Below are 25,312 nucleotides of genomic sequence, written 5' to 3'. Positions count from 1 at the left end.
GCATCAAGGGGTCAGAGGGCGTCACCGATCAGCGCCAGGTTCTGGATCGCAGCCAGGCCCCACTGCGCGGTGTCGTTGGTGGTGACCCATGGAACTTCGAGGACGGGATTGAGCGTGGCCGCACCGAGGACCTTGGTGGCCACGAAGGGCGGATAGGGACGGACGGCAGCGAATTCGGTCCAGGCGCGGCGCGCCAGCGCCGGGTCCTTGCGCCGCCAGGCCGCATACGCCGTCAGGCGCGAGTGGCCGATCACCAGCACGTCGGAGCCGCCATGCGGCTTGCCCAGGCGGCGCTGCTGCTCGTCCTTCGGCGCGTTGTACAGCGCGCAGTAGTCGAGCCAGGCGCGTTCGAAGGCCTTGTCTCCGGTGAGGGCGATCAGCTCGTCGAACACCTCCACGGCCCCGAACACGGCGTTCAGGTGCGAGGCCTTGACGCTGTCGCCGGCCATATTGTGCAGGCGACCGGTGCGGGGCTCGTAGCCCATGCGCTCGCCGCTGAAGAAGCCGTGCGGCATGGCGGCGATGTCGCGCATGCCGGTCAGAATCTTGTCGCGGTAGCGGGTGTCGCCGCTGCGTTCCCATTCGGTCAGCCAGTTGGCCGCCAGCGAGGCCCAGTCGGTGCCGAAGCTGGCGCGCACCGGATATGGGCCCTTGGGCGGCTGGTTTGGGAGCTTGCGCACCGGGTCGACCGCATCCAGGCGCAGGTCGGCGTCGAGCAGCTCGCGCATGACGTCGCCGGTGCGCTCGTCGGCCGTGAGGTAATAGTAGATGCGGCGGTAGACCGCGGTGCTGATGCGCACCTGCTTGGCGCTGCAGCCCCAGTGCTGGACGTTGTGGCGCGTGCCCAGGCCGGCGAAGCGGCCCAGGTGGTAGGTGTCCACGTCGGTGGTGTGGCGGACCATGGCTTCGCCCATGCGGAAGATGTCGGCGCGGCCGCTGCGGAGAAAAGCGTACCACAGCCACAGGTCGGGCGAGAGTTCCGAGTTGGCCCAGGCGTAGCCGCCGACGTCGTAGCGCCATTCGTGACGATCAACGTCGTAGGTATGGCGCACGTCGCCATGGTCCCAGAAGCCGTACCAGCGGCGTTGCTCCACCTCGTCGCGGTAGAAGGCGAAGTGGGCATCCAAGCGGTCTTCGATGTGGGCCCTGGCCGCGGTCGAGCGGTCCGGCAGCGAATACAGGTTGCCGAAGGCACGCGTGGCCAGGATGTGGGCTGGCGCTGCGCACAGCTGCGGCGGGGACTGGACCTGAGTCGCCATGCGCACCAGCTGCTCGCGTGCCGGCGTCGTGTCCAGGGCCCACAGCGTGAACTCGCTGCTGCGCGCCACGCCCACCGGCGTGCCGAAGCCTTTTTCGTAGTCCTCGTAGGTGACGTCCAGCGCCTGCAGCTCGTCGGCATGCGTTTCCATGCCCATGCCGTCGTGGTAGAAGCGCAAGTCCATCGCCGGCGCATCGGGCGACCAGATCCACAGCGTGACCTGGGCGGCGTCCGTGTGCGCGTTGCGGATGTCGAGCTGGGTCGGATGGCGCTGCCAGAAGTCGCGCATGCCGAAGGCCAGGCCGCCTTTGGCGCCACCGATATAGCCCAGGCCCGGCGCGCGCCGGCCCCAGGCGGCGTCGATCCAGCCATGGCCGGCCTTGGTGCGCTTGCGGATGCGGAAGCTGTCGGGCGAGAGCTGGGCCAGGCTGTAGTCGCCCCAGGCCGGGATCAGGTGCAGCGACTTGTTCACCCGTTCGGCGATCGGCGGCACCGCCTGGCCGGCCAGCTGCGCCTTGCGCACCGCCTCGCCGGGATCGCGTCGCAAGCCGGTGAGATTGCGTACGCCCTCGGCCCACAGGCCGCCGGCCTCGCCTCCGAAGCGCACATGGCGGTCGTGCGGCGCGTCGACCAGGGGCACGTCGAAGCGCAGGCCGAGGCCGCGCACGAAGTCCTTCTGCTCGTCGCCGTCGAACACGAAAGTGTGCATGATGCGCACCGATTCGGCCCCAGCGTAGAGGTACAGGCGCAGGGTGAACGGCAGCCACGAACGCGCACCTTCCTGCGCGCGGTGCATACCTTCGAGCCTGACCACACTGCGCTGCGGGCCACGCTGCTCCAGCGTGACGCGCTGCAGCCGGCTCTCGTAGGCAGTCTGCCGGGTGCTGCCGTCCGGGCGGTCGTCGCTCAGGGCGACCAGCCTGCCGGCGCGCGCGACGTCGCGCCCTCCACGGCGCAGGCTGCGCACGATCTCAACGCCATGGCGCGGAATCGTGCATTCGATGACGCCGGTGTCGATCACGATGGCGTCCGGGCTTTCCTTGACCGTCAGTTGCTTGCCGCCCTTGACGCCGGAACTGCCGGGCCGCAGCCGCAGGCGTTCCGGCGCCGCATCCATGGCCGGCAGCGCGTGTGCGGTCCACTTGAGCGAGCCGTCCGGCCAGTAGGCGGTCGGCCAGCTCTGGCAGGGCAAGTCTCCATTATCGTCCGACAGCACGAAGCCCTGGTCCTTGCGCAGCGCGCCGCGCGGCCAGGGCACGCCGAAGGTGGCGCCGGTCATCAAACCAGGCGTGCCTTCGAGCCAGGACAGATCCACGCTGCCCGGGGCGGCCGGCGCGGCTTCGGCCGGTGCGACATTCACGCCCAGTGGCAATGCGGCGGCCAGCGCGCCGGTCTTGAAGAAGGTGCGTCGGGACAGCGGCGCCACGGCTCAGCGTCCCGCCGCCAGGCTCACGCTCACCGGCGAGCGCAGGCGCGCCGCCTCGTCGGCGACGTGCTTCTGCCACAGCGCCTGGGTCGCGAACGGGCTGCCGCGGGTCCAGGCGGCGCCGACGTGGTAGCGGAGCAGCTTGCCCGACGTGACCGGCGCCGTCACCAGGCCGTTGCGCGCATCGGCGGCGAAGCCCGAGGCGGACGGCACGATCACGGCTACGCCGAAGTCGCCGAAGCTGCGCTGCGTGACCCACTGCACCAGGCTGCCGTCCGCCTTGTTCTGGGCGAAGTCGACCTTGACTTCCTGCCCCTTGTCGCTCGGGTTCTTGTGCAGGCCGACGGCGGCGTCCAGCGTGGCCGGGCCGCTGAAGGTAAAGGTGCTGTCGATGCGGTCGAAGTAGCGGCCGGCGTCGACCGTGAAGCGCTTGACCTCGGACACCTTGGCGCCGTTGGCGTCCCAGGCGTCGTAGTGCAGTTCGAACACGGTGCGGATCGGGCCATTGGCCAGGATCCGCCATTCGCGGTAGTTGGCGCCGACGTGGAGCTGCTTGCCGTCCCAGATGCCGGTGCCGCCAGCGCCGCGGGTCGGGCCGACGTTGTACATGTCGATGCCTTCGCCCTGGTCTTCATGGTAATGGTCGTGGCCGATGTTGTACCAGCGGTCGACCACCGGATACGGCACCCGCTTGAACCAGATATCGAGGCCGCTGGTGACCAGCACTTCCTTGTCGCTGCCCGGCGCCGCCGGGGCCTTGAGCGCGGGGCCGTAGGCGCGGTGCGCCAGCTTGTCGTTTTCCCAGGCGAAGTCGTCGAGCCGCTCCTGCACGAAGCGCGCGTAGGTCTTGGGCGGGAATGGCGGCACGGTGGCGCCGGCCTTTTCGATCGTGAAGGTGGCCGACTTCTCGCCGGCCTTGAAGTCGTACTGGAAAAGCAGCTCGCCATAGGCGGCGCCGATCATCTTCGGGTCCTTGGCGGTGGCGTCGACATTGGTCACCTGGTAGGCCAGGGTGCGGCCGGCGGCGTCCTTGATCACGAGTTGCTGCGAGCGGGCCTGGGGCAGGGCGTCGTTGACCCGGGCCCAGGGGACCGAGATGGTCTCGGACGGACGGGCGATGTCGAGCGCATGGCTGGCGATCACGCTCAGGCGATCAAAGGCGCCGGCGTCGAAGGAGAACAGTGCGGCGACAGTGGCAACGGGAAGGGAGAGGCGAAGAATCATGTCGGAAGCTTTATCTGGATTGATCGGAAGTCTGCAGCGGCAGCGTCATGCCTTCGCCGAGGAAGAAGCTGGGGTGGGGCGGCTGGTTGTAGGCGGCATTCTGCGCCGCGACCTGCACCCGGTACTGGGTGTCGTGCATCAGGGTCGGGATGCGGTGGCGGGTCGGCGCCGTGGTGGAGAACACCAGCAGCGCCTCGTCGTTCGCGCTGCGCCAGACCACTTCTTCGCGCCAGTCGCCGAACAGGTCGGCCGACAGCACGGGATTGGCCTTGGTGCCGTTGATCGAGGCGGCGCCGTGCTTGGCGCCGTCGAGCAGCGGCTCGAGGCGTTGCGCCTGCGGGTTCCACTTCTCGATCCGGGTGCCGTCGAGCGATTCGCGCAGCAGGTCGCCATCCCACCACAGGCCGAAGTTGTAGGCGCGCGGGCGGACGGGCGAGATCTGCACCCCGGCCGCGTTCACCAGTCCGCCGGCCGGATTGTTGATGCCACCGATCGCGGCCCAGCACTCGTTGCCGGGGTGAGCGGGATCGATGTCCATGCAGATGCCTCGGCCCACGTCGATGGTGCTGGCGATGCTCCACAAGACCTTGCCGGTGGCGGCGTCGTGCATCTCGGCGCCATTGCCGCGGTAGCATGATGGCGACTCATGCACCATGAATACCTGCAGGCCGGGACGGCTGGGATCGTGCTTGCCGACGTGCAAGCATCGCCGTGACACAGGCCGGTGCTGTACATCAGCGTGCCGTCGCTCTTGACGGTAGCGGCGCCGTAGACGATGTCGTCGCGGCCGTCGCCATCGGCGTCGGCCACGGCCATCCAGTGCGCGCCCTGGCCGGCGGCGGACGCGTTGGCAGGCAGGTCGCTGTCGAACACCCAGCGCCGGGTGAGCCGCTTGTCCCGCCAGTCCCAGGCCGCCAGCACGGCGCGGGTGTAGTAGCCGCGCGCGAACACGGCGCTCGGCCGCTGGCCGTCGAGGTAGGCCACGCCGCCCAGGAAGCGGTCGACCCGGTTGCCGTGCGAATCGCCCCAGGCCGCGACGTCGCCGCGCGGTGGCGTGTATTCGGTGCTGGCCAGGGCGGCGCCGGTGCGGCCGTCGAACACGGTCAGGAATTCCGGGCCGGCCAGGATGTAGCCGTCCTGATTGCGATGGTCCGCCGCCGGATCGCCGATCGCCTTGCCAACGCCATCGACCGTGCCGTCGGCGGTCTTGGCCATCAGTTCGGCGCGGCCGTCGCCGTCGAAGTCGAAGGCGAGATAGGTCGTGTAGTGGGCGCCGGCGCGGATGTTCCTGCCCAGGTCGATGCGCCACATGAACGTGCCGTCCAGGCGGTAGGCGTCGATCAGGGTCGAACCCGTGTAGCCGCGATGGGCATTGTCGTGGGCGTTGGTCGGCTGCCACTTGACCAGCAATTCGTGGACGCCGTCTCCATCGAGGTCGGCGGCGGAGCCGTCGTTGACGCCATAGGTGTAGGCCTCGCCATCCGGGGTGACGCCACCTGAAGACTTGCGCAAGGGGATGGTCTTGAACGGCTGCGGCCAGGTGGCGCCGGCGCGCGCGTCGACGGCGCTCTCCGTCCCCCTGCTGACTGCGCGTACGCTGTAGGCCGCGCTGGCCGCGGCGCCGGCATCGACGAAGTTGGTCGCGGTGAGCGGCTGGTCGTTGAGGCGCACGCCGTCGCGGTACAGGTTGAAGGTGGTGTCCGGGTCTTCCGGCCCGAGCGCGCGCCAGCTGACGAAATTGTCGTCACCGGTATGGATCGCGACGACGCCGCGATCGAGCGGTTCGAGCTGGCGGCCCGGGGTGGCGCAGGCGTTGCAGGCCAGTGCCAGCAGCGCGAGGGCCGCGCCGCGTTTCAGTGTCTGGTAATGGGGGAGGGATGCCATCGTTGTCTCGGTCCGCGTACTGGTCTGATCTGGGCTTGCCCGGCCGAGTATTCATTTTCCGTTCGGGAACTGTCAACGGGCGGGCGGCCCCATGGTCCATTTAATCAGGCGCTTGAGCGTTTGCGCTGCATGTCAATACCGCGCGCGCGATCAGGACACTGATTATCCCGGCCCTGTCGATGGACGAGGAGGCGCGCGGCGGCGTAGACTGCGAATTCGATCCGCTCATCCGCTCATCTCGACCCCGTACATGATCATTTCGTCCGCCACCGACTTCCGCCAGGCCGCGCGCCGCCGGCTGCCTCCCTTCCTGTTCCACTACCTCGACGGCGGCGCCGGCGCCGAGCAGACCCTGCGCAGCAACGTCGACGACCTGCAGGCGATCAAGCTGCGCCAGCGCGTGCTGCGCGGCTCCGAGCAACTTGACCTGGGCGTGCAGTGGTTCGGCGAAGGCTATTCGCTGCCGATCGCCCTGGCGCCGGTGGGCCTGACCGGCATGTACGCCCGGCGCGGCGAGGTGCAGGCGGTGCGCGCCGCCTGCCACCGCAACATCCCCTTCATCCAGTCGACCGTCTCGGTCTGCCCGCTGGCCGAAGTGGCGGCCCAGGCCGCGCACCCGATCTGGTTCCAGCTGTACGTGCTGAAGGACCGCGGCTTCATGCGCGACGTGATGCGCCGTGCATGGGAACTCGGTTCGCGCACCCTGGTGTTCACGGTGGACATGCCGGTGCCCGGCGCGCGCTACCGCGACGCCCACAGCGGCATGAGCGGGCCGAACGGGCCGCTGCGGCGCCTGGTGCAAGCCGCGCTGCATCCGCGCTGGGCCTGGGACGTGGGCCTGTTCGGTCGCCCGCACGACCTGGGGAATATCACGGCCTACCGCGGCAGCGCCACCGGCCTGGCCGACTACATCGGCTGGCTCGGCGCCAATTTCGATCCCGGCATCGCCTGGCCCGACCTGCAATGGATCCGCGACGAGTGGCAAGGCAAGCTGGTGATCAAGGGGATTCTCGATCCGGAGGATGCGCGCGATGCGCTGGCCTTCGGCGCCGATGGCATCGTGGTGTCGAACCATGGCGGGCGCCAGCTCGATGGCGCGCCGTCGAGTGCCTCGGTGCTGCCGGCCATCGCGGCCGCGGTGAACGGGCAGATGACGATCTTCGCCGACGGCGGCGTGCGCACCGGGACCGACGTGTTCCGCATGCTGGCGCTGGGGGCGGACGGCGTCCTGCTGGGGCGCGCCTTCGTGTATGCGCTGGCCACGCAGGGCCAGGCAGGGGTCGAGCGCCTGCTGCAGATCCTGGAAAAGGACTTGCGCACCAATATGGTCCTGACCGGCGTGCGCTCGGTCAGCGAGATCGGGCCGCACTTGCTGGCGGCTTGACAGTCGTTCAGGCGTCGCTCACTCTTCTTCTGGATCGGGTCTTACGCGCGTGAGCTTGTAGTCGGCGGCGGAGCGCTCGAGCGCCAGGCCCAGCACGTCCTTCAATTCGTCCGGGCTCGCGCCCCCGTCCAGCTGGCGCTTGGCGAAGGTATTGCGCAAGGTGCGTCCGCCGGAGCGCGACAGGTCCATGCCGGCCCGCTCGAACGTGGCGCGCATCTGCATGTAGACGGTTTTCCTGGTCATCCTGGCGCCGGTGAGGTTGGCCGGGAACACGAACCCGCCCGGGATCGCCATCGCTTCGCGCTCCTCCAGCCAGGCACGCAGCTCGTCGGCGCCTTCGCGGGGGAGGGCGACCTCGTGTTCATGGCTGGTGTCGAGCTTTTCTTCCGGCGTGATCGTCAGCACGATCGCGCCGTCGATCGACGCCTGGCGGCCGACTTCCGTGGTCAAGAGGCCTACCGCTTCCGATACCTTCAGCCCCGCCAGTGCGATGACCACCTGCATGGCCCGGTCACGGCGGCGCTTCCAGCCATCGAACGGGGTGCTGCGGCGTTTGCGTGGCGCCTCGGCCGGCAGCGCGGCGAAGAAGCGCTGCAGCTGGTCTTCCGACAGGGTGCGCCCGGCGTCGTCCTTCGCGATGTGGGCGCGGTCGATGCCGAGGATCGCCTCTTGCGCCGGATTGGGCACGACCCCGAGATGCTCGTAGCAGCGCTCGAGCAGGCGCAGGTAGCGGTAGGCTATCTTGCTGTTCAGGACGCGCTTGCCCTTGACCGTGCGGCCGATGAAGCGCAGCAGGTCGGCCTTCGATACCCTGGAAAAGGTGAGTCCCTGTTCCTGCAGCCAGCTCGCCAGGTTGTTGAACATGAACAGGTAGATCTTTGCCGACTCGGCGGACAGCACCCGCAACGTGCCGTCGGCGCGCTGGCGCCGGCCGGTTTCGGCGAATGCCGTGGTGGATATGAATGCCTTGAATGATCTGACCGGGTCGGCGTCCCATGAAGTGGCGGTGTGCATGGCGAGACGTGTTGGGTGGATGTAGCGTCACCATACCATAAAACGTAACTAACCAACATAAGGAACCAAGGTAACCAAATTGGCCAACGCTAACGACTACGAAAAAGATATCAATACTCAAACAAGGCTGACAGGAAAGGAGCGCCTGGCAGACGCTCCGCTCCATGCTTGCGGGCCTACAAGGCGACCCCACGCAGACGGACGGGGAGAACATCCGTGAAGAACGGCAGATCGGCCATCACGTCTGGCAGTTCCGGCGACGAAAAGGATGCGTCCATGGCCGCTTCGTCCCGGAATACGCATTCACAAATGGCGATGGTGCCTGCCTGCTCCTGCAGCAATTCGGGAAAGTAGGCCGATACACGCTGCAGGCCATATTTGTTCCAGGCCTCCATGCATAACGGCAGGTGGTGCGTCACGTAGTAATCACGATCGAAGCGGGTGCTTGGAGTACCCTGGTAAGAGACGTAGACCACCACCTGGGAATCGATGTTCATTTGCTGAAGCTCCTGAAATGGCGCCATGGAGGGCGCCGTTGAGAAAAGACGTGGATGTCGGCTGCCTTATACGCCGCTGGTCCGGCCTGTCACGACCGGGACGACGCCCGCCCGTCTGGCCAGCGTCGCACCCAGCACCGCGCCAAGGCCGAGGCAGAAGGCGATGCACGGGATCGCGACGGTGAAGGCGTCCGTGATCGCCGCCGGGTCGTCGTGCACGCCGCGGACGGTGTAGAAGATGCCGCCGATCAGCGCCACGCTGAGCGCGGTGCCGACTTGCAGGGTCGAACTTGCGACGCCGGCGATCATCCCGGCATGTGCGGGCGCCACGCGGCCCGCGATCATCCGCATCAGCGACGGCAGCGCCAGCCCCTGGCCGCAACCGATGACGAAGAGCAGGATGGCCAGCGTTGTCCCCGCCGGGGCGACACCCACCGGCGTCGCTGCTACCAGTGCGCCCAGGCCGAGGAAACCCGCTGTCAGCAATGCCATGCCGATCGGATTGACCCAGTCGCCGACGATGCGCCTGCCGAGCGGCGTCGCCAGGGGCCCGAGCAGGTAGCCGACGCCGAACGGCAGGAAGACCAGGCCTGCGTCCAGGGCGCTCACGTGCAACGCGTTCTGCAGATAGATCGAGAACAGCAGGAAAAAGGCGGCCAGTGTATAGAACAGCAATGCGATCGCCAGCGCTCGTCGCATGCCCGGTGCGCTCAGGGCAGAGGGATCGACCAGGGGCGCACCGCCTGCGCGGACAAGGCCGCTTTCATAGCGCCAGAAGCACCATGCCAGCAAGGGCGCAGTGCACAAAGCCAGCCAGGACCACCAGGGCCAGCCAGCTTCCCGGCCTTCGATCAGCGGCACGATCAGGGCGCCCAGTGCGAGCACGGACAGCACCGTACCGCCCGGATCCAGCCTGCTCGCGCGCGGCGCCCGCGCTTCCTTCAGCAAGGGCAGGCCGAATGCCAGGACCAGGAGCGCCACCGGCAGGTTGACGAGGAAGATCATGCGCCAGCCCATCCCGAGCAGGTCCAGTGAAATCAGGATGCCGCCCAGCGCCTGTCCGATGACGGAGGCCAGGCCGAACACGGCGCCGTACAGGCCGAGGGCACGCGGTTTCTCGGCTTCCGGGAAGATCGCATGGACCGACGCAAGCGCCTGCGGCGCCATGATGGCGGCCGTCACCCCTTGCAAGGCGCGGCCGGCGATCAGCGCCGCCGGCGACCAGGCCAGGCCGCATAGCAGCGATGCGGCCGCGAAGCCGGCCAGCCCGAGGAGAAATATGCGGCCACGGCCGAACAGGTCGCCGAGGCGTCCGCCGCTGATCAGGGTGACCGCATACAGCGCGGCATAGGATGATATGACGAGCTGCTCGGCCGACGCCGATGCGCCCAGTTCGGACTGGATCGACGGCAGCGCCACGTTGACGATGAAGAAGTCCAGCGGCGGCAGGAAGCAACCGACCAGCAGGATGGCGAAGATCGCCCAGCGGCGCGGTTCGGGTGAAAGTGGTTGAGTCATCGAATTCCCTTTACGGAACCAATCGGTTCCAAAGTCGGCAAAAAATTTAGTCGAGAATACGCATGGCGGTTTCGACGAGCGCGGTCATCTCCGCCTCGCCAATTCCGGTTTTACCCAGCACGCGCATGCCCTGGATCTGGCAGACAAGAAAGTGGGCCAGCACCTGCGGATCGCGTCGCGCAATCTCGCCGCCGGCCTGGCCGCGCGCGATCGCCTCCGCATACAGCTGCTGCAGGCGGCGGAACATGCGTCCGGTGCGCTCGGCAATGTCCGGGTCGTGCGTCCCGACTTCGGTGGCCATCGCCACGATCAGGCATCCGCGCCGCCCCGCATCGCCGGAGGAGAGGGCGGCAAGGCGCATCAGGGAAGCACGGATTGCTTCCCTGGCGGAGCCCGGCCTGGACAGCAGCTCGGCGGTCGCTTGCAGTCCCTTGTCCATGTACAGGTCGAGCGCGGCCAGCAGCAAGCCCTTCTTGTCGCCGAATGCCTTGTACAGGCTGCCGCGCGACAGGCCCGTGCCTTCGATCAGGTCCGGCAGGGAAGCGCCTTCGTAGCCCCGGTCCCAGAATACGTTCATCGCGTCGCGCGCGGCGACGTCCAGTTCGAATTCTCGGGGGCGACCGAGACCGCTGTGGTTTGTCATCGATATTCCTGGGGTGCTGGTCAATATGTGAACCGATCGGTTCCTATATTAGCACCGCGCATACGAGCAATGCAACCGCGGGAGCTGCACGGCTCAACGAAGCTCAGAGCGAGCGCAACACACCCATCGCACCCGACATTTTTTCCGACAGCAGGGAGGTGTCGCTATGCGTCATGACCAGTTCCTGCGTGGCGCGGGTCATCGCCACGTACAGCAGCCGCGCTTCGTCGCGGTCGTCCTCGCCGTCCCTGGCCGGCGCGCCGATGCCGGGGATGCAGACGAGCGGGAATTCCAGCCCCTTGCTGCTGTGCATGGTGATCAGTTTCACGCTATCGTGCTCGGGGGCGAACGATCCCTTGCGATCCTGCTGCCACTGGAAGGGGATGCCCTTGTGCGCCAGGGCGTCGACGAGCAGCTTGCCGATGCCGTAGCGGCGGTAGACCACCGCCATGTCGTTCCATGGCGTTCCCAGGCGATTGGCTTCGGCCAGGCGGTCGGCCAGGAACGCGGCTTCGTGCTTCAGCGTCGGCAAGGTGACGAGCAAGGGCTTCGGGCCGCGGCGCCCGGCGCTCATCGGCAGCACGGTCGGCGCCTGGTCCTCCTCGGCATCGCTTGGCGCCAGCAGGTTGTCGGCGAAGGCGCGCGCCACCGCAAGAATCTCGGCCGTATTGCGGTAGTTCAGCTTCAGGATGGTGGTGCGGCCTTGCGCCTGGATGCCGACGCTGGAGAACGAAAACCGGGGTTTCTTGCGGTCGCCGTAGATCGACTGGGCATCGTCGTACAGCACGAGCAGCGAGTTCGAGTCCGGATGGACCATCTGGACCACGAGCTTGAACCATTCCGGTTTGAAGTCGTGTCCTTCGTCGACCAGCACGGCGTCGTACTGCGCCGACGGGATCAGTTTCTGGTCGACCGAGCGGATCACGCGTTCCACGCAGGCTTCGAAAAAGGCATTGGCATCGCCGTCGTTGCCCGGCTTGCCCGCGTGATAGGCGTCGAGCTGGCGCACGCACCAGGCATGGAAGGTGGCCACGTGGACCTTGTCCTGCAAGCCTTTTGTTGCCATCACGCTGGCCAGCTTGGTCGCCAGCGTCTTGTTGTAGCACAGCACCAGGATCGGTCGCGTGGAGGATTTGGCCAGGTGTTCGGCCCGGTAACCCAGGATCAGCGTCTTGCCGGAGCCGGCGACGCCGTGGATGACGCGGTGCCCTTCGCCCAGGCTGCGCGCCAGCTGCTCCTGCTGCAGGTCCATCACGCGCATGACGTCCGGCAGTTCGACCGTCAGTTGCCCCGGTTCGTCGAATGCGTCCGGCTGGGGCGGGATGCGCACCTCGGGGAAGATGTGCCAGCGGATGCGGTCGATCTGCGGCAACGTCAGCTTCCTCGTGAATTTGATCGGGAACATTTGCCACAGCCGCTGCTGGAAACCTTCCGCGTCCACGGATTCGGTCATCTCGTCCTGGCAGATGACGAGGTGCGAGGGAAGGACACCATCCAGCTCGGCCTTGTCGAACTGCTTGCGGGTGATGTTGGTCAGTACCACGCCATGGCCGTAAGGGAATGACGGCTTGCCTTTCAGCGAGCCGCTCGGCCACACCAGTTGCGGGTCGCGTTCGAGCTTGTTGACGACGGCGTACATGTACTGGCGTGCCTGCTCCAGTGGATTCTGCACGTGCTTGACGCCGTCGCCGGCGACGATCGCCACCGTCTGCTTGTCGATGCTGCGGATCGTGTCGGGACGCCAGTCCTTGACCTCGAGGACCAGCAGGCCCCGGTTCGGATGGAAAACGACGAAGTCCGGGTGCTGGGTGCGGTCGCCGATCGAGACGTCATACCAGCACAGGTAATCGTCTTCCAGCTTGTCTTCGAGACGGGTCGCCAGGCGCCGTTCCCCGGGCGTCATTCGCGAGGCGCAAGCGCCGATCGAAGGAATCAGCGTTGCCATGTGCGCTCCTAGTTATGCTCGCGAATCATTCTACTTGACGCCAGAATGGCGAAAACTCGCGAATTCCCACGTTTGGCGCCCCGTACGCCACGTCGTGCTATTTCGCCCGGTCCAGCAGCCCACGCGACTGCAACCATTCCTCGGCGCGCCGCGGCCAGGCCGATGCCGTTCCCAGATTGGGCCGCATGCCCATGCCATGCTCGCCATGCTCGAACAGATACATCTCTGCCGGCACCTTGGCGCGCGTGAGCGCCTGGTAGAACAGGATGCTGTTCTCGACCGGCACCGCGGCGTCGGCCTGGGTATGGATCAGCAGGGTCGGCGGCGTACGCGCCGTAACCTGGCGCGCCACCGACATCAGCTCCACGTCCGCCGCGCTGGGCGACGTGCCGAGCAGGGCATTGCGCGACCCCATGTGGGCCGCCGGTCCGTCGAGCGCGATCACCGGGTACATCAGCACCAGGAAGTCGGGCCGCGCGCTGACGGCGTCGAGCTGGGCGCCGGTGCGTCCCAGCGGATGGTCGAACAGGGTGCCGGCGCTGGCGGCGAGGTGGCCGCCGGCCGAACTGCCCATCACGCCGATGCGCTCCGGGCTTACCTTGTACTGGGCTGCCTGCGAGCGCACCAGGCGCACCGCGCGCAGCACGTCCTGCAGCGGCGCCGGATGGCCGAATTCGCGCATGCGGTACTTGAGCACGAAGGCGGTCACGCCCAGGCTCGACAGCCAGCGCGCATATTGTTCGCCTTCGCGCTCGATGGCCAGGCGCTCGTAGCCGCCGCCGGGACAGATGACGACGGCGCTGCCGTTGGCGCGGTCGACCGCGGGCGGGTAGACGGTGAGCGTAGGCTCGGAAACCCGGCTGACCCTGCCGTCGACGTAGCGTTCCGGTTCCAGTCCGGCGCGGGCGCCGGGCACGCCTTCCGGCCAGAGCGGGATCGTGGCGGGCGCCGGTGGCCAGCCCTCTGCCGATGCCGGCGTGGCTGCAAGCGCGGCTCCCGATGTGGATGCGGCCAGCATGGCGGCCCCGACTTGTTTCAAGATGCGTCTCCGTGTCGTGTGCATGGTGTCCCTTCGTTATTATTATCCTTATGGTAACCCAGCGACGGCTGAGCAAGCACGGCAATGAACCATCTGGCCGGGCGGCGATGGCGCACCTGCGTGTTAAAATATGCGCGCTTTCTTGGCAGTAGCGGATCGAGCGAAGCGCGACTCTCCACAGAAATTCCGTACTGTACAGTGACCCCATGAGCCCTGTCCCGACAGGGCTTTGTATTTATACCCACCGTATCTGGATTTTTCCATGGAAATTAAAGTCAACTTCCTCGACAAGCTTCGCCTGGAAGCCAAGTTCGACGATTTCACCGTCATCGCCGACCAGCCCATCCGCTATAAGGGCGACGGCTCGGCGCCAGGTCCGTTCGATTACTTCCTGGCCTCGTCCGCCCTGTGCGCGGCATATTTCGTGAAGTTGTACTGCAATACCCGGAATATCCCGACCGAGAATATCCGCCTGTCGCAAAACAATATCGTCGACCCGGAAAACCGCTACCAGCAGATCTTCAAGATCCAGGTCGAGCTGCCGGCCGACATTTCCGACAAGGATCGCCAGGGCATCCTGCGCTCGATCGAGCGCTGCACGGTGAAGAAGGTCGTGCAGGCCGGCCCCGAATTCGTGATCGAGGAAATGGCCAACCTGGACGCCGACGCCCAGGCCCTTCTGACCCTGCAGCCCGACGCGGAATCGCGCACGTACATCCCGGGCAAGGACCTGCCGCTGGAACAGACCATCGCCAATATGTCGGGCATGCTGGCCAGCTGGGGCATCAAGATCGAGATCGCGTCGTGGCGCAATATCGTCCCCAATGTCTGGTCGCTGCATATCCGCGATGCGCATTCGCCGATGTGCTTCACCAACGGCAAGGGCGCGACCAAGGAAAGCGCCTTGGCATCGGCCCTGGGCGAATACATCGAACGCCTGAACAACAATCACTTCTATGCCGGCGTGTTCTGGGGCGAGGACATCGCAAACGCCGACTTCGTGCATTATCCGAACGAACGCTGGTTCAAGCCTGGCCCCGACGATGCGCTGCCGGACGGCATCCTCGACGAATACAGCCTGTCGTTCTACGATCCCGATGGCGAGCTGCGCGGCTCGCACCTGATCGACACCAATTCGGGCAATGTGGAACGCGGCATCGTATCGCTGCCTTTCGTGCGCCATTCGGACGGCGAGGTCGTGTACTTCCCGTCCAACCTGGTCGAAAACCTGTATGCCAGCAATGGCATGAGCGCCGGTAACACGCTGGCCGAAGCGCAGGTGCAGTGCCTGTCCGAGATCTTCGAGCGCGCCGTCAAGCGCGAGATCCTGGAAGGCGAGATGGCTTTGCCCGACGTGCCGCAAGACGTGCTGGCGAAATACCCGGGCATCGTGGCCGGCATCAAGGGCCTAGAAGAGCAGGGCTTCCCGGTGCTGGTCAAGGACGCCTCGCTGGGCGGCCAATATCCGGTGATGTGCGTGACCCTGATGAACCCGCGCACCGGCGGTGTGTTCGCCTCCTTTGGCGCCCACCCGAATTTCGAGGTGGCGCTGGAGCGCAGCCTGACCGAACTGCTGCAGGGCCGCAGCTTCGAAGGCCTGAACGACCTGCCGCGGCCGACCTTCGCCAGCGAAGCGGTGACCGAGCCGTATAACTTCGTCGAGCACTTCATCGATTCGAGCGGCGTCGTCTCGTGGCGCTTCTTCAGCGCCAAGTCGGACTACGATTTCGTCGAGTGGAACTTCACCGCGCAGGGCGCCAATGCCAATGCCGAGGAAGCCGCGACCCTGCTCGCCATCCTCGAAGAGATGGGCAAGGAAGTCTACACCGCCGTGTACGACCAGCTGGGCGCGGTGGCCTGCCGCATCCTGGTGCCCGACTATTCCGAGGTGTATCCGGTCGAAGACCTGATCTGGGATAACACGAATAAATCGCTGCTGTTCCGTTCCGACATCCTCAACCTGCACCGCCTGGACGACGACAGCCTGGACGCGCTGCTGGAGCGCCTGGAAAACAATGAGCTGGACGAGTATTCCGACATCGCCAGCCTGATCGGCATCGAGTTCGACGAGAACACCGACTGGGGCCAGCTGACGGTGCTCGAGCTGCGCCTCCTGATCAACCTCGCGCTGAAGCGCTTCGAGGATGCGCACGAACTGGTGGGCGCCTTCCTGCAGTACAACGACAATACCGTCGAGCGCGGCCTGTTCTACCAGGCCCTGAACGTGGTGCTCGAGGTGGTGCTGGACGACGAGATGGCGCTGGACGACTACGTCGTCAACTTCCGCCGCATGTTCGGCGACGCGCGGATGGACGCGGTGCTGGGCTCGGTCGACGGCAGCGTGCGCTTCTACGGCCTGACGCCGACCAGCATGCAGCTCGAAGGGCTCGATCGCCACCACCGCTTGATCGACAGCTACCGCAAGCTGCACGCGGCGCGCGCCAAGGCGGCAGCGAAGTAAGGCAAGCATGATCCAGCCCCTGTCCGCAGGGGCTTTTTTTTGCCACCGGCCCATTCCCTCGGTAGAATCGCCGTGTTCGCTTGCACGCTCCGGGGAGGCGCCAGATGCGCGACGCAATCATTATCGGCGCTGGCCATAACGGCCTGGTCTGCGCCTGGTACCTGGCCCGCGCCGGCCTGAAGGTGACGCTGCTCGAGCGGCGCGACGTCGTCGGCGGCGCCGCGGTCACCGAGGAATTCCATCCGGGCTTTCGCAACTCGGTGGCCGCCTATACTGTCTCGCTGCTCAATCCCAAGGTGATCCACGACATGGCGCTGGCCCGGCATGGCTTGCGCATCGTCGAGCGCCCGCTCTCGAACTTCCTCCCGCTCGAAGATGGCCGCTACCTGAAGGTCGGCGCCGGGCAGACCGCTCTTGAAGTGGCGAAGTTCTCGCCGCGCGACGCCGCGCGCCTGGACGACTACCACCGGCAGCTGGACGATGCGGCCGACCTGCTGCGCGAGCTAGTGCTGCAGACGCCGCCGAACCGCATCGAGGGCGGCTGGCTGGCCGCGCTGCCCGAGCTGCTCAAGGCCGGCCGCCTCGGCAACCGCGTGCGCAAGCTGTCGCTGGCCAGCCAGCGCGAGCTGCTGGACCTGTTCACCAAATCGGCGGGCGACTATCTGGACGGCTGGTTCGAGAGCGATCCGATCAAGGCCGCCTATGGTTTCGACAGCGTGGTGGGCAACTACGCCAGCCCGTATACGCCCGGATCGGCCTACGTGCTGCTGCACCACGTGTTCGGCGAGGTCAATGGCAGGAAAGGCGCCTGGGGCCACGCGATCGGCGGCATGGGCGCCATCACCCAGGCGATGGCGAAGGCGGTGCAGTCCCTGGGCGTCGAAATCCGCACCGGGTGCGCGGTAGCCGAAGTGGTGCTGCACAAGGGCCGCGCCACCGGCGTCGTCACCGGCGACGGCGAACGGCGCGATGCGCGCGCCGTCGTATCGAACCTCAATCCGCGCCTGCTGTACACCCGGCTGGTCGACCCCGGCGCGCTGCCGGCAGACTTCCTGCGCCGCATGACGGCCTGGCGCTGCGGATCCGGCACCTTCCGCATGAACGTCGCACTGTCCGAACTGCCGGACTTCAGCTGCCTGCCGGGTCGGCGAATAGCCGACCACCATGGCAGCGGCATCATCATCGCACCCAGCCTGCCTTACATGGAGCGCGCCTACCACGACGCGCGCGCGTCGGGCTGGTCGCGAGCGCCGATCGTCGAACTCCTGATCCCGTCGACGCTCGACCCGACCCTGGCCCCGGCGGGGCAGCATGTGGCCAGCCTGTTCTGCCAGCACGTGGCGCCGACACTCCCCGATGGCGCGAGCTGGGACGAGCACCGCGAGCAGGTGGCCGACCTCATGATCGACACCGTCGACCGCCATGCGCCGAACTTCAGGCGTGCGGTGCTGGGCCGCCAGATCATGAGCCCACTCGACCTGGAGCGCACGTTCGGCCTGGTCGGCGGCGACATCTTCCACGGCGCGCTGGGACTCGACCAGCTGTTCTCGGCGCGCCCGATGCTGGGCCATGCCGACTACCGCGGCCCGGTGGCGGGCCTTTACACCTGCGGCGCGGGCGCCCATCCCGGTGGCGGCGTGACCGGCGCGCCGGGGCACAATGCCGCGCGCGAGATCCTGCGCGACTTCCGGCAGGGGCGGATTCGATCAAGCGCGTGATCGAAACGCGGCCTAAACGAGCGCTTCGCTCAACTTGATGACTAAACCCGCCAGGCGGTTGTGCATGGTGGGTTGGAATCCTAATATATCACCGCAGTCGGACGATTGGATGCTCTGAGGCAACCGGGTCCACTGCTGTCTCTTCGCTGGCTCGCCCCCGCGCGAGTCAGCCCTTTTGAGATTTCCCATGCCTGGTGCGCCAGGCGTGAACCGCCGCAGCCGGCTAGTACCAGGCAGCGCGGCGGAGGTGGACCGCCGCGTGGGCGCTGAAATACTAGTCGATCACGTCGCTTGCAGAACGTATTTCATAATTATTATCAGGAGACACAATGAGTTTTCCATCCTCGCGCCGCTGCTCGGCCCTCACCGCCATCGCCCACGCCGTGGCCCTCCTGGCTGCCGGCGCCATGACCGCCCAGGCCCAGGAGGCCAGCACGCAATCGTCGGAAGGCCTGCAAGTGGTGACGGTGACCGCGCAGAAGCGCCCGCAGGCGATGCAGGACGTGCCGGTCGCGGTCAGCACCGTGGACGAGCGCGCGATCGAGAACCAGCAGATCGTCGGTTTCTCGGACCTGACCCGCGTGGCGCCGGCCCTGACCATCAACGAGAACCCGAACAACAACAATATCGCGCTGCGCGGCATCGGCACCTTTGCCTTCAGCATCGGCATCGAATCGGCCGTCTCGGTGATCATCGACGACGTGCCCGTGATCCAGCAATTGCAGGCGTTTTCGAACCTGAGCGACATCGCGCGCGTCGAGGTGCTGCGCGGCCCGCAGGGCACGCTGTTCGGCAAGAACTCGTCGGCCGGCGTCATCAACATCGTCACCAAGGAGTCGAGCGAGGAGCAGGAAGGCCATGCCCAGGTCACCCTGACCAGCGACGGCGAGAAGCGCCTGGAAACCGGCATCTCGGGCCCGATCAGCGACAAGCTGGGTTATCGCCTGAACGCCTATACCGGCAACCGCGAGGGCGACGTCACCAACCTCGAGTCGGGCGCCAAGCTGAACGGCGAACGCAGCAAGGGCGCGCGCCTGCGCCTCGATTTCAAGCCCACCACGAGCCTCGACGGCCGCCTGATCGCCGACTACAACAAGCGCCGTATCGAAGGCCCGGTCACCACCTTCCTGTCGGTGCCGCCGGGCGCCAGCCTGCGCGGCGTGGCGCCGATCGGGCCGGCCCTGGTCGGCGTGACGCCAGGTCCGGACAACCGCGACGTGCGCATGGACGATCCGGGCTTTGCCGAACACGAGTCGCGCAGCATCGCCGGCACCCTGAACTGGAAGCTGGACAATCACACGGTCACCTCGGTCACCACCTGGCAGGACTGGCAGTTCGACTTCCTGGCCGACTTCGACGGCACCAACCTCGACCAGCTCGGGCCGCAGTCGAACGGCCGCTTCCACGGCGGCGTGACCGCCGGCGGCCCATACCGCTCGCGCATGTCGACCCAGGAGCTGCGCCTGTCGTCGAACGGCGACGGCCGTCTCACGTACCTCGGCGGCCTGTACTACGCCGATTCGCGCACCGAGCGCACCTATGTGCGCGGCCCGTTCTCGAATCTGGCCAACTGGGAGGCGCGCTCCGGCAACCAGACCGCCGCCGCCTTCGCCCAGGCCGAATACCGGATCACGCCCGCGACGCGCGTCAGCACCGGCGTGCGCTTCAACCGCGAGACGATCGAGGTCGACTTCGCCAATCGCCTGCCAGCGGTGCCGGCCGTCTTCGACGGCCGCAGCCGCGACGACGCCACCACTGGCAAGATCGCCATGCAGCATGACCTGGCCAAGGACGTGATGGTCTACGGTTCCTTCGCCACCGGCTACAAGGGCGCCGGCTACGACGTCTCGACCGGCTTCAACGAGGCGCGCGTGCGCCTGCCGGTGGCGCCCGAGACCTCCGATTCGTGGGAGCTGGGCATGAAGAGCCGCTTCTTCCGCAACCGCCTCCAGCTCAATGCTACCGTGTTCCACACCGACTACGAGGACTTCCAGGCCCAGTCGCGCCGCCTCGATCCGCTCACCCAGGCCTACGAGAACGTCGTCACCAACGTCGGCGAACTGCGTACCCGCGGCCTGGAGCTGGAAGTGCAGGCCAAGCCGGTCAACACGCTGCTGCTCGAGGCCTCGGTGGCCTGGGTCGACGCGACGATCAAGAAGTTCCCGAACACGAACTGCTATCCGGGCCAGACCGTGGCCGAGGGCTGCGTCCTGATCGACGGCGTGCCGCTGCAGGACCTGTCCGGCAAGCGCCTGTCGAACGCGCCGCGCACCAAGCTCAATCTGGGCGCGACCTATAACTTCCCGATCGGGGAGAGCGGCTACAGCGGGATCGCCAACATCAACGGGCAGTACCAGTCGAGCGTCAACTACGACCTGGCCGCCAATCCGCTGGCCGACCAGAAGGGCTACGGCACCGTCAACGGCAGCATCGCCTTCTTCAATCCGTCGCAGAACGTGAAGCTGACCTTCTACGTCAACAACCTGTTCGACAAGAGCTATGCCAGCTTCGTCGGCGATAACTACAATGTGTTCGGCAATGTGCACGTGTTGACCCAGACCCTGCCGCGCAACTCGGACCGCTACTTCGGCGTGCGCATGAAATACGACTTCTGAGATCCAAACACATGAAAAAACTCATCACGGCATTCTGGATTCTTGTTGGCGCGCTGGCCTGCCAGCCGGCGCTGGCAGATAGTCTGCGCCCCGCCTTCCTGCTCACCGGCGCGCTGCACCGCGACAGCCAGGACCTGTCCGGCCAGTGGACCTATTCGAAAGACCTGTACCGCACCGGCCTGACCGACATCAACGGTTGGGTGGCCAAGTCGCGCATGCAGCGCTCGCGCGACGTCGACGTCGCCGCCGTCGAAGCCAAGGGCGGCGTCGACTTCTACGAGTTCGACATGGACCGCGGCCCGCTCATCAACGTGCCCGGCGCCTGGAATGCGGCGGCGGCCGAGCTGCGCTACTACGATGGCCTGATCTGGTTCCAGCGCAAGTTCGACGCGCGGCTCGACGCCGGCAAGCGCTCTTTCCTGCGCTTCGAGGCGGTCAACTACCGTGCCTACGTCTACCTCAACGGCAAGGAAGTGGGGCGCCACGAGGGCGGCTTCACGCCCTTCGTGCTGGAGGTGACCGAAGCCTTGCGTGCGGGTGAGAACCGGCTGGTGGTCGGGGTCGATTCGAGCCACGACGCCCAGTCGATCCCCACCACGATCACCGACTGGGACCTGTATGGCGGCATCACCCGCAAGGTCAGCCTGGTCACCACGCCTGCGACCTTCATCGACGACGCGACGCTGACCCTGCGGCCGGACGGCCGCATCGCCGGCGAAGTGCAGCTGCAGGGGCCGCAGGCCGCGAACCAGGCGGTGAAGGTGGCGATCGGCGCGCTCGGCACGGCGCGCGCCACCACCGACGCCAACGGCCGCGCGCTGCTCGACCTGCCGGCGCCGAAGGGCCTGGAGCGCTGGACGCCCGAGAAGCCGACCCTGTACGACGTGCGCTTTTCTGCCGGCGGAGACCAGGTACGTGACCGCATGGGTTTCCGCACCATCGCCGTCAAGGGCAACCAGATCCTCCTGAATGGCAAGCCGCTGTTCTTGCGCGGCATTTCGCTGCACGAGGAAGAGTTCGGCCCGAACCCGGCGCGCAATATGACCGAGCAGGCGTCGCGCGCGCTGCTGCACGAGATCAAGCACGGCCTGAACGGCAACTACGTGCGCCTGTCGCACTATCCGCATTCCGAGACCACGGTGCGCCTGGCCGACGAAATGGGCTTGCTGGTGTGGAGCGAGATCCCGGTCTACTGGACCGTCGACTGGGACAACCCGGCCGTGCTGCGCAAGGCGCTCGTGATGCAGGCCGAAACCATCTATCGCGACCGCAACCGGGCCTCGGTGATCCTGTGGAGCGTCGGTAACGAGACGCCGGTCTCGCCATCGCGCACGCGCTTCCATGGCACCATGGCGGACAATGTGCGCGCGCTCGATCCGACCCGGCTGGTGAGCGCCGCGCTGCTGGTCGAGCGCAAGGGCGACGTGCTGGAGATCCAGGATCCGCTGATCGACAAGCTCGACGTGCTGGCGGTGAACGTGTATGCCGGCTGGTACGGTCCCGACACGCTGGACGGCATCGCGAAGCTGCGCTGGAACGTGCCGGGCGAGCGTCCGTTGATCCTGTCCGAGTTCGGCGCCGATGCGCTGGCCGGCCACCGCGGCCAGGGTCTCAAGAAGTTCACCGAGGAATACCAGGCCCAGTACTACCGCAAGACGCTGGCCATGGCCGAGGGCATCCCGACGCTGCGGGGCCTGTCTCCCTGGATCCTGAAGGACTTCCGCTCGCCGCGCCGCGAGCACCCGGTGTTCCAGAACGGCTGGAACCGCAAGGGCATCCTGTCCGAGACGGGCGTGCGAAAGCAGGCATTCGACGTCCTGTCCGACTATTACCGCAGCAAATGAGCGCCCACACGATGACTCATCCTTCACCATCCGTGCCCTTGCACGCTGGCTGCGCGCCGGTCGTCACCGCGATGCGCGTCGTTCCCGTCGCCGGCCGCGACAGCATGCTCATGAACCTGAGCGGGGCCCACGGGCCCTGGTTCACCCGCAACGTCGTGATCCTGACCGACAGCGCCGGCAACACCGGCCTGGGCGAAGTGCCGGGCGGCGAAGCGATCCGCCGCACGCTCGAGGAGGCGCGTGCGCTGGTGGTCGGCCGGCCGCTGGGCGACTACCAGGCGGTGCTGAACGCCATGCGCGGCGCCTTCGCCGGCCGCGATGCCGGCGGGCGCGGCCTGCAGACCTTCGACCTGCGCACCACCATTCACGCCGTGACCGCCGTCGAATCGTGCCTGCTCGACCTGCTGGGGCAATTCATGGGCGTGCCGGTCGCGAACCTCCTGGGGGAGGGCAGGCAGCGCGACGCGGTGCCGATGCTCGGCTATCTGTTCTATATCGGCGACCGTGGCCGCACCACGCTCGACTACCGCGCCGAGCCCGACGCCGATGACACCTGGCTGCGCCTGCGCAACGAAGAGGCGATGGATGCCGAGGGCGTGGTGCGCCTGGCCGAGGCGGCGCAGGCGCGCTACGGCTTCCGAGACTTCAAGCTCAAGGGTGGGGTGCTCGATGGCGCCGCCGAGATGGAGGCGGCGGTGGCGCTCAAGGAACGCTTCCCGGCGGCGCGCATCACGCTCGACCCGAATGGCGCCTGGTCGCTCGATGAAGCGGTGCGCCTGTGCCGCGACAAGCACGCCGTGCTGGCCTATGCCGAAGATCCGTGCGGCGCCGAGAACGGCTATTCGGGGCGCGAAGTGATGGCCGAATTCCGGCGCGCCACGGGATTGCCGACCGCCACGAACATGGTCGCCACCGACTGGCGCCAGCTGGCCCACTCGCTGCAGTTGCAGTCGGTCGACATCCCGCTCGCCGATCCGCATTTCTGGACCATGCAGGGCTCGGTGCGGGTGGCGCAGCTGTGCGAGATGTTCGGCCTGACCTGGGGCTCGCATTCGAACACCCACTTCGACATCTCGCTGGCGATGTTCACCCATGTGGGCGCGGCGGCGCCAGGCCGGGTGACGGCGATCGACACCCACTGGATCTGGCAGGACGGCCAGGCCCTGACGAAGGAACCGCTGCGCATCGCGGATGGCCAGGTACGGGTGCCTTCGCGTCCCGGCCTGGGCATCGAGCTCGATCCCGATGCCCTCGAGGCGGCGCACCAGGCTTACCGCAATATGGGCCTGGGCGCGCGCGACGATGCGGCGGCGATGCAGTTCCTGGTGCCGGGGTGGAAGTTCGACCACAAACGGCCTTGCCTGGTACGGTGATGCGCCGCGGGTGACGACCGTCGCGGATCGATCATGATCGTGATTGATTCGCGCGCGCGGCGGACAGCGGGGCGCCGATGGGGAACAATGGCAGGCGCTGGAACATTGAAATACCAGCGCCGTTTTCGCCCCGCAAGCCACGAGAGACAGAACCATGAACTTCGCCGCCGACAACTTCCACCTCGACCGCTCGCGCAACGCGACCATCCAGGTGTTCGAGCACCTGCGCGAACTGATCGTCAGCCTGGCCATCAAGCCGGGCACGGTGCTGGCGCGGCCCCAGTTGTGCGACTTCTACAAGCTGTCGGCCAGTCCGGTGCGCGAGGCGCTGCTGCGCCTGGAAGAAGAGCACCTGGTCGACATCTACCCGCAGCACCAGACCCGGGTGCGCCGCATCGACCTGGCCCAGGCCAGGCAGGCGCACTTCTTGCGCCTGTCGGTGGAGCTGGAGATGGTGCAGGTGCTGGCCCAGGATGCCGATCCGGTCCTGGCGCGCAACTTGACCGCGCTGGTCGAGCGCCAGCGCGCCAGCCTGGAGTCGGGCGACCTGGGCACGTTCACCCAGGTCGACATGGAGTTCCACCGCTGCCTGTACCACGCCGCGGCGGTGCCGGACCTGTGGTCGATGATGCGCAGCCGCAGCGGCAACCTGGACCGCCTGCGCCGCCTGCACCTGCCGCTCAACGGCAAGGCGCAGTCGATCCTGGACGAACACGGCGCGATCGCCGGGGCCATCGCGCGCGGTGACGCGGTGGCGGCGCAGCAGATGGTGCGCAGGCACCTGTCGGGAACGCTCAGCGCGATCGACGCGCTGCGCACGCGCTATCCCGACCTGCTGCTGCCGCTCGACTACGGCGCGCCGGTGATGGCCGCCTGAGCGCCAGACGCGATTCAGCGTACGTCGAGCAGTTCGACGTCGAAGATCAGGCTCGCATTCGGCGGAATCGGACCGGCGCCGCCGGCGCCATAGCCCATCTCGGGCGGCAGGATCAGGGTGCGCTTGCCGCCGACCTTCATGCCTTGCACGCCTTCGTCCCAGCCGCGGATGACCTGGCCTGCGCCCAGCTGGAAGCTGAACGGCGCGCGGCCGGCCGAGGAGTCGAACTGCGTTCCACGCAGCGTTTCCTTGCCCGGCTCGTACAGCCAGCCTGTGTAGTTGACGACGGCAGTGGCGCCGGCCACGGCTTCCTTGCCGGTGCCGGGGATGGTATCGATCTTCTGGAAGGCGACCGCGGACGCGGCCGACTGCGGCGCCGGGGCGCGGTCGCAGCCGGCCAGCGCCAGGGTCAGGCCCAGGCCGAGGACGCAGGAGGACAGCAAGTGTTTCATGGGCTTCTTTCTTTGGTAGTGGTTGCCGGAATGGCATGCCCGGCAGCATACATGGCGCCGCGCGCGCTGCCAACACCGGCGCATCGGCGAGCATGTCGTTTTGGTGCGTTTCAGTCAACACCGTGAGCACAGCGGCAGGC

At 67.0% G+C, this 25,312-nt stretch carries 16 protein-coding genes and 1 pseudogene; 7 read left to right on the top strand and 10 right to left on the bottom strand.

The genetic code is table 11. From position 1 onward, the window contains the following. Positions 1-11: 11 nt before the first annotated feature. The 3 genes and pseudogenes from J3U95_RS17560 to J3U95_RS17550 all read right to left on the bottom strand — a co-directional run bounded on the left by J3U95_RS17560 (position 12) and on the right by J3U95_RS17550 (position 5,792). Positions 12-2,684 carry an exo-rhamnogalacturonan lyase family protein gene (locus tag J3U95_RS17560; protein WP_208279955.1) on the bottom strand — a complete coding sequence of 891 codons (2,673 nt, stop codon included), beginning with the start codon at positions 2,682-2,684 and terminating at the stop codon, positions 12-14. A 3-nt stretch (positions 2,685-2,687) separates the two neighbouring features. Beyond that, complete coding sequence (locus J3U95_RS17555) at positions 2,688-3,908, bottom strand: DUF4861 family protein (RefSeq protein ID WP_208279954.1); 1,221 nt, start codon at positions 3,906-3,908, stop codon at positions 2,688-2,690. Positions 3,909-3,918: 10 nt separating this feature from the next. Next, positions 3,919-5,792 (bottom strand): annotated as a pseudogene (locus J3U95_RS17550) (rhamnogalacturonan lyase). A gap of 250 nt (positions 5,793-6,042) precedes the next feature. On the opposite strand from J3U95_RS17550, the gene lldD reads away from it, so the two are divergent. Further along, positions 6,043-7,176: an FMN-dependent L-lactate dehydrogenase LldD gene (gene lldD / locus J3U95_RS17545; RefSeq protein WP_208279953.1), complete on the top strand. Its 1,134-nt coding sequence runs from the start codon at positions 6,043-6,045 to the stop codon at positions 7,174-7,176. An 18-nt stretch (positions 7,177-7,194) separates the two neighbouring features. Here lldD and J3U95_RS17540 read toward each other — a convergent pair whose 3' ends face one another. From J3U95_RS17540 to J3U95_RS17515, 6 genes are all read right to left on the bottom strand, one after another. Beyond that, a complete protein-coding gene (locus J3U95_RS17540; protein ID WP_208279952.1) occupies positions 7,195-8,190 on the bottom strand; it encodes a site-specific integrase in 996 nt (331 codons plus the stop codon). Positions 8,191-8,366: 176 nt separating this feature from the next. Then, positions 8,367-8,687, bottom strand: coding sequence for an EthD family reductase (locus J3U95_RS17535; RefSeq protein ID WP_208279951.1), 321 nt, complete (start codon positions 8,685-8,687; stop codon positions 8,367-8,369). A 66-nt stretch (positions 8,688-8,753) separates the two neighbouring features. Further along, positions 8,754-10,205: an MFS transporter gene (locus tag J3U95_RS17530; RefSeq protein WP_208279950.1), complete on the bottom strand. Its 1,452-nt coding sequence runs from the start codon at positions 10,203-10,205 to the stop codon at positions 8,754-8,756. 46 nt (positions 10,206-10,251) lie between these two features. Further along, complete coding sequence (locus tag J3U95_RS17525; RefSeq protein ID WP_208279949.1) at positions 10,252-10,848, bottom strand: TetR/AcrR family transcriptional regulator; 597 nt, start codon at positions 10,846-10,848, stop codon at positions 10,252-10,254. Between the two features lie 103 nt (positions 10,849-10,951). Next, positions 10,952-12,793 (bottom strand): DEAD/DEAH box helicase, encoded by a 1,842-nt coding sequence (locus J3U95_RS17520; protein ID WP_208279948.1) that lies wholly within the window; start codon positions 12,791-12,793, stop codon positions 10,952-10,954. A gap of 97 nt (positions 12,794-12,890) precedes the next feature. Continuing rightward, entirely contained in the window at positions 12,891-13,832 is a 942-nt protein-coding gene (locus J3U95_RS17515; RefSeq protein ID WP_229519909.1) for an alpha/beta hydrolase, read from the bottom strand. A 262-nt stretch (positions 13,833-14,094) separates the two neighbouring features. Here J3U95_RS17515 and J3U95_RS17510 point away from each other — a divergent pair, with 262 nt between their 5' ends. The 6 genes from J3U95_RS17510 (at position 14,095) to J3U95_RS17485 (ending at position 24,720) form a co-directional block, all read left to right on the top strand. Then, a complete protein-coding gene (locus tag J3U95_RS17510; protein ID WP_208279946.1) occupies positions 14,095-16,293 on the top strand; it encodes an OsmC domain/YcaO domain-containing protein in 2,199 nt (732 codons plus the stop codon). 104 nt (positions 16,294-16,397) lie between these two features. After that, positions 16,398-18,011: a phytoene desaturase family protein gene (locus J3U95_RS17505; protein ID WP_208279945.1), complete on the top strand. Its 1,614-nt coding sequence runs from the start codon at positions 16,398-16,400 to the stop codon at positions 18,009-18,011. 329 nt (positions 18,012-18,340) lie between these two features. Further along, positions 18,341-20,626: a TonB-dependent receptor gene (locus J3U95_RS17500; protein ID WP_229519908.1), complete on the top strand. Its 2,286-nt coding sequence runs from the start codon at positions 18,341-18,343 to the stop codon at positions 20,624-20,626. Between the two features lie 11 nt (positions 20,627-20,637). Then, positions 20,638-22,470, top strand: coding sequence for a glycoside hydrolase family 2 protein (locus J3U95_RS17495; RefSeq protein ID WP_208279944.1), 1,833 nt, complete (start codon positions 20,638-20,640; stop codon positions 22,468-22,470). An 11-nt stretch (positions 22,471-22,481) separates the two neighbouring features. Then, positions 22,482-23,843, top strand: coding sequence for a glucarate dehydratase (gene gudD / locus J3U95_RS17490; protein WP_208279943.1), 1,362 nt, complete (start codon positions 22,482-22,484; stop codon positions 23,841-23,843). A gap of 154 nt (positions 23,844-23,997) precedes the next feature. Further along, a complete protein-coding gene (locus J3U95_RS17485; protein WP_208279942.1) occupies positions 23,998-24,720 on the top strand; it encodes a GntR family transcriptional regulator in 723 nt (240 codons plus the stop codon). Between the two features lie 14 nt (positions 24,721-24,734). Here the strand turns inward: J3U95_RS17485 and J3U95_RS17480 are convergent, their stop codons facing one another. Then, positions 24,735-25,172 carry an FKBP-type peptidyl-prolyl cis-trans isomerase gene (locus tag J3U95_RS17480; protein WP_109347608.1) on the bottom strand — a complete coding sequence of 146 codons (438 nt, stop codon included), beginning with the start codon at positions 25,170-25,172 and terminating at the stop codon, positions 24,735-24,737. Positions 25,173-25,312 lie beyond the last annotated feature (140 nt).

The sequence above is a fragment of the Massilia oculi genome, from assembly GCF_017582745.1.
Taxonomy (GTDB): Bacteria; Pseudomonadota; Gammaproteobacteria; order Burkholderiales; family Burkholderiaceae_D; genus Telluria; species Telluria oculi_A.
This window is presented reverse-complemented; position numbering and strand designations above follow the sequence as displayed.